3 protein-coding genes are annotated in these 4669 nt (G+C 66.9%); 1 reads left to right on the top strand and 2 read right to left on the bottom strand.

Annotated features, from left to right (window positions below):
- Positions 1–471 (top strand): PEPxxWA-CTERM sorting domain-containing protein (locus tag VGI62_RS14065; protein WP_331505127.1); only part of this gene is annotated, 471 nt, incomplete at its 5' end.
- A 156-nt stretch (positions 472–627) separates the two neighbouring features.
- On the opposite strand, the gene VGI62_RS14070 is transcribed toward VGI62_RS14065, so the two are convergent.
- Together VGI62_RS14070 and VGI62_RS14075 are read right to left on the bottom strand one after the other, a co-directional pair.
- Complete coding sequence (locus VGI62_RS14070; protein WP_331505128.1) at positions 628–2964, bottom strand: DUF3772 domain-containing protein; 2337 nt, start codon at positions 2962–2964, stop codon at positions 628–630.
- Positions 2965–3608: 644 nt separating this feature from the next.
- Positions 3609–4112, bottom strand: a complete 504-nt coding sequence (locus VGI62_RS14075; protein WP_331505129.1) for an SgcJ/EcaC family oxidoreductase — start codon at positions 4110–4112, stop codon at positions 3609–3611.
- Positions 4113–4669 lie beyond the last annotated feature (557 nt).

The raw sequence follows: 4669 nt of genomic DNA on the forward strand, positions 1-4669 counted from the left end.
CTCTTCAGACTGGAGAATACCGGGGTTCCGATACAAAGCGTTATCGAGCTTTCTTCGATATCTCAGGTCCCGACCCCCACCGATCCGAATGGAGACAACAGCAGGGAAGTCCTGCAACCGTTCTCGTTATCGTCGTGCTTCCTGCCTGACGGTACGACGACGGAAACCTTGGGTGTCAGGCAACGGTGCGCGCTGGTATCAACTTACAGGGTCGCCGATGCGGACCCCTTCGACTTGAACAAAGTGGTCGATTCCGCAACATGGAAAGGCGGGATACTCGTGACCTATCGGTTTGTAGACGGGAACGATTTTTTCTCAGCGTTTTCAGGCGGAAACATCCTCATCAGGGACGATCCGATTCCCGAACCGTCGACCTGGGCGATGATGCTGGCGGGCTTCGGCGGGCTGGGTGCGGTCCTGCGCCGCCGTCGCGCGCTGGGCGCCTTCGCCGCGGGCTTACGGGGCGCCTGAGCCGCATGACACCAGGAACCCGGCCTTCGACAGGGCCGGGGTCTCCTACGTCCGGCTTCACCCCACGCAGCCGATCTGAACGTCCGCATCGAGGCCTGGCGCTCGCGGGCGCTTGCGCCCCGGTCGGAGGAAACGTCCGCTTCTGAGCCGGCCCGCTCAAGATCGCCTTTCTCGGCGCGGGCGCTTCGCCGCCGCAACCGCCTTCCCGTCACCGGTGGTGTCGATCGACGTATAACGCGCCGCCGCACGCTGCGTCGGCGCTCCTTCTTGGGCCAAGGTCCCCCCTTCTTGAACGGTCGCCGGTTGGCCGCCTTGGGCGGTCAACTGGATCAAGGTCGACACGGTCGCCAGCCGCACGCCGCAGGCTTTCAATGCCGCCACCATTGCGAACAGCAGATCGCTCTTGATGCCGAAGGCTTGGCGGGCCGAGGCCACCCCGGCCAGGGCCGTGAACTCCAGGGCGCCGTCGGGTACATTGGTCAGGAAGACGCCCGGCGGCGGCTCGCGCAGCACCCCCGGGTGCGCGGCGAGCTGTTCCAGCAGCAGGTTGCGCACTTCGCCGGCGTCGGCGTCATTGGCCACGCGCAGCACGATCTTGACCTGGCCGAGCGCACCGCCGCTCGTCACGTTTCGCACGATCTTGGAGACCAGGTCGGAGTTCGGGACGATCAGTTTTGAGCGGTCGCCCAGCTCGATCTCGGTGGCGCGGATGTGAATGCGCCGCACATCGCCTTCCTGCTCGCCAATAGCGATCCAATCGCCCACCTTGACCGGCCGCTCGGCCAGCAGGATCAGGCCTGAGACGAAATTGCCGATCACGGCCTGCAGTCCGAACCCGATGCCGACCGAGAGCGCGCTGGCGAACAGGGCGATTCTGTCTAGGCTCAAGCCGAGATAGGCGCAGGTCGTGAGCACTGCGATCAGCGCGCCGAGGTAGGTAAGGCCGGCGGTGATCGAGGTTCGCAGGCCCACATCAACGCGGGTCTTGGGCAGGTAGGTCGTCTCCAGCCAGCCGCGGACGATCCGGGTTATCACCAGTCCGGCGGCGAAGAGGACCGCGCCGCCGAAGATCAGGCCCGGCGAGATCGAGATCTGGCCGAACTTGAACACCATCTGAGTGGATGCCGCGCGGGCGAGGATCTCCCGCGCGCTGGCCCCGAATGGGGCCACGATCGCCATCCACCCGAACGCCATCAGGCCAAGCCGCAGTACGCCTGACAGGAGAACGCCGATCTGTTCCAGCGCGTGGTCGGACAGGCCGGTGGCCGCCGCGATCAGGCGGCTGAGGGCGTGGCGCGGCGTGAACAGCGCTTCGCAAAAATCATCGACGAACCGCATCAGCAGGAACAGGCTCGCCAGCACCGTGGCGATCCAGATCAGCTCGCGCATGATGAAGCCGGCGAACGCGACATAGCCCGCCGTCACGGAGATCAGGGCGGCGCCAAGCGCCAGCCAGGCGGCGACCGCGGCCAGGATCCACAACAGACGCGACCGGGTCTCATCAGGATCTTCCTGCCCGGGCGGGGTCCTGCGCGCCCAGGCCAGGGCGGCGCCGACTGCGAGGACCTGGACCACCACTCCCAAGCAGCGGCTCGCTTCGCTGGCCGGCGGGCTGGCGTCGAGCAGTTCGCTGGCGCGCGACAAGAAGCTCACCAGGCCAACGGCCGCGCCGATAATCGCTGGAAACATCGCCAGCCGATTGGCGAATGCGTCCGAAACCGGCGCCAAGCGCCAGCTCGGCCGGGCCGGCGACAGTGTGCTCCGGCCGAGGGCGTCGATCGTGGCGGCGTACAACAACGCGACGATAAGGGCCCGCACGAGGCCCTCCATCGTGGGTGTCAGCCGAACGACGCCCGACAGGGCCGCATACAACAGGAGGCCCGCCAAAGGTGGCGTCAGACCGCCGACAAGCGTCAGCCACAGCGCGAGGGCGGACTTGCGGAGGCCCGAACCGGGGACGTGGGTAATCGACCAGCGCCGTCCCAGACGGCCGAGGAGGATCCGAGCCGGAACCAGCAGAAATAGGCCGAGCGTCGCCAGCACGGTGGACCAGACCTCGGCGATTCCACGCGCCGGCGCGGGCGCTGCCTGCTTGGCTTGGGCCGCGATGGCATCGCTGGCGCGTTGAAGATCGTCAGGCAGAGCGGCGGCGAAATCGCCCCAGAGCATGGGGTCGAACACCGACCGGGTGTGCGTCCACAGCCGCGCCGAGAAGTTCCGCCTGAGCCGCTGGGCCAAGGAGTCGCTGAGCTGGCTTGCCTCCACGGCCAGAAGGCGCGCCCGCTTCGACTCGTCATCGAGGACCTTCTGGAACTTGAGGAGGCGGGCACGGGCCTCGGCGACGTCCGGAGCCTCCAGCGGCTGGCCTGCGGCCGGCGCCGGTCCTAGTTCGGCCAGCCGCGCACGGACGTTTTGTAAGAGCGGTGAGAGTGTCGACAAGGCGTCCGCCAGGTCCGCCTGGACGGGCTCGAGCGCCGCTTCCTGAGCCTGCAAGGCAGCGTCATCAGCCGACCTGTTTCGAACTACGAGCCGTATGCCGTTCAAACGGGATTCGGCGTTGTCGAGCCGCGCATCCATAACGGCATCGGGGCGTGCAACCGCGGAGGGTGGAGGGCCCTGGCTTTGGGCGGACGCCGGGCCAGACCCAGCCGCCGCCAGCGCCGCCCAGGCAAAAGTCACCAGGAGACGGGCGAAGATCGCCGCTTTGCTACGCTCCCACGGGCTACTCATCCCGCCTTAATGCACCTCTCTGTCGTTAACTCCTGACCGGCCGTCGTTCTTGTCGATCGCGCCAGCGGCAATGTTGTGGCAGCCGGCGCCCGGGATCCATTGGGCTTTCGCGGTTTGGTTCCGGCCGGGCAACGTCAACTTCCCACCCCTTCTGCGACGATCGGAAGGTTTCGCTAGGCGCCATCCTCCCCGAGTCCCTGGGAAGCCCTAGGGCGGCCCAGACCCATCGCGGGATATCCCTGGCCGCCAGGTGGGGTAAGCGGCCCGCTGGGGCATCCTGGAGTCTAGGCCCGCATCTATCGAGGCATCGGCTTAGGCCCGGCCCGCCGGGTCTGCCGCCAGACCTCGGCCTCCCGCTGGTTCATCTCCCAGCAGAGCAAGGTCCGCCCGGCCCATTCGCCCAGATCCTAGGGCTTCAGGTCCAGGGCGGCCTTGCCGGCGGCGAGGTCGGCAGGGACGCTAATGTGGTCGTGGACGGCCAGCCATCGCCCGTCGGCCTTGCGGTAGGTCTGGGTGGCGCGCAGCCAGATGTCCGATGGCTCACCGGATTTCAGCGTGCCGGTGACGCGTTCAAGCATGAAGGCGACGGCGACCGTGTCGCCGGTGGCCACGTGCACGCTGCGCATCTCGACGCGGAGCGGCCCGGTGTACTGGGCGAAGAAGTCCTGGTAGTCCCGGCGGTAGGCCTCGTAGCCCACGTACTGCAGCGGCGGCACGATGTCGTACGCGATCACGTCGTGGCTGTAGATCGACATCACCGCGGCCACGTCCTTCTTCTCGAAGGCGACGCGCCAGTGCTCGAGGATCTGGCGGATTCGCGCCTGGTCGCTGGGCGGCGGCGTGGGCTGAGGCGCTGCCTGGGCCCCCGTGCACACAAGGGCCGCCAGAGCGGCGGCCAGGATGTTCTTCATGGTGATATCCCCCGCAGGTTCGCTTGCGTCCCACCCTGATCAGGGCGCCATCGCCGACGGTTGGCAAGCCGTCCGCTGCAGGCGGCCGGCCTCGTAAGAGCGCGCGGGAGCCCACTCCAATGCCTGCTCCCCACCCCGCGCGGTCTTTGGAGGTCTGCTTGGCGGCGCCGGGATCACACCGACGCCGCCGGACTGCCAGCTTGTATCGTCGACTTCGAACGAGCCGGCTCGCCGTCAGATTTCAATCTGTTCGATAGAGCCAGCGCGTCGTCGATCTCGATTCCCAGATAGCGCACTGTGCTGTCCAGCTTTCGGTGTCCCAGCAAGAGCTGACAGGCCCTCAGGTTGCCGGTCTTCTTGTAGACCGGCGCGACCTTCGTGCGCCGCAAGCTGTGGGCGCCGTAGGCCCCGGGGCTCAAGATCGATCAGTGCGATCCATTGATGGACAAGCCGGGCATATTGACGAGTGCCGATGTGGCCTCCGCGTCGAGACCGACTTGGAAACAACCAATCATCGTCACTTTGTCCGCGGCGATCGATCCACGCGGCCGATGCGT

The organism is Phenylobacterium sp., assembly GCF_036495085.1.
In the GTDB taxonomy this organism is placed as follows: domain Bacteria; phylum Pseudomonadota; class Alphaproteobacteria; order Caulobacterales; family Caulobacteraceae; genus Phenylobacterium.

Bases quoted from the DNA above. Each gene is read 5' to 3' on its own strand.
- VGI62_RS14075 (WP_331505129.1), bottom strand. From the start codon at position 4,112: ATGAAGAACATCCTGGCCGCCGCTCTGGCGGCCCTTGTGTGCACGGGG.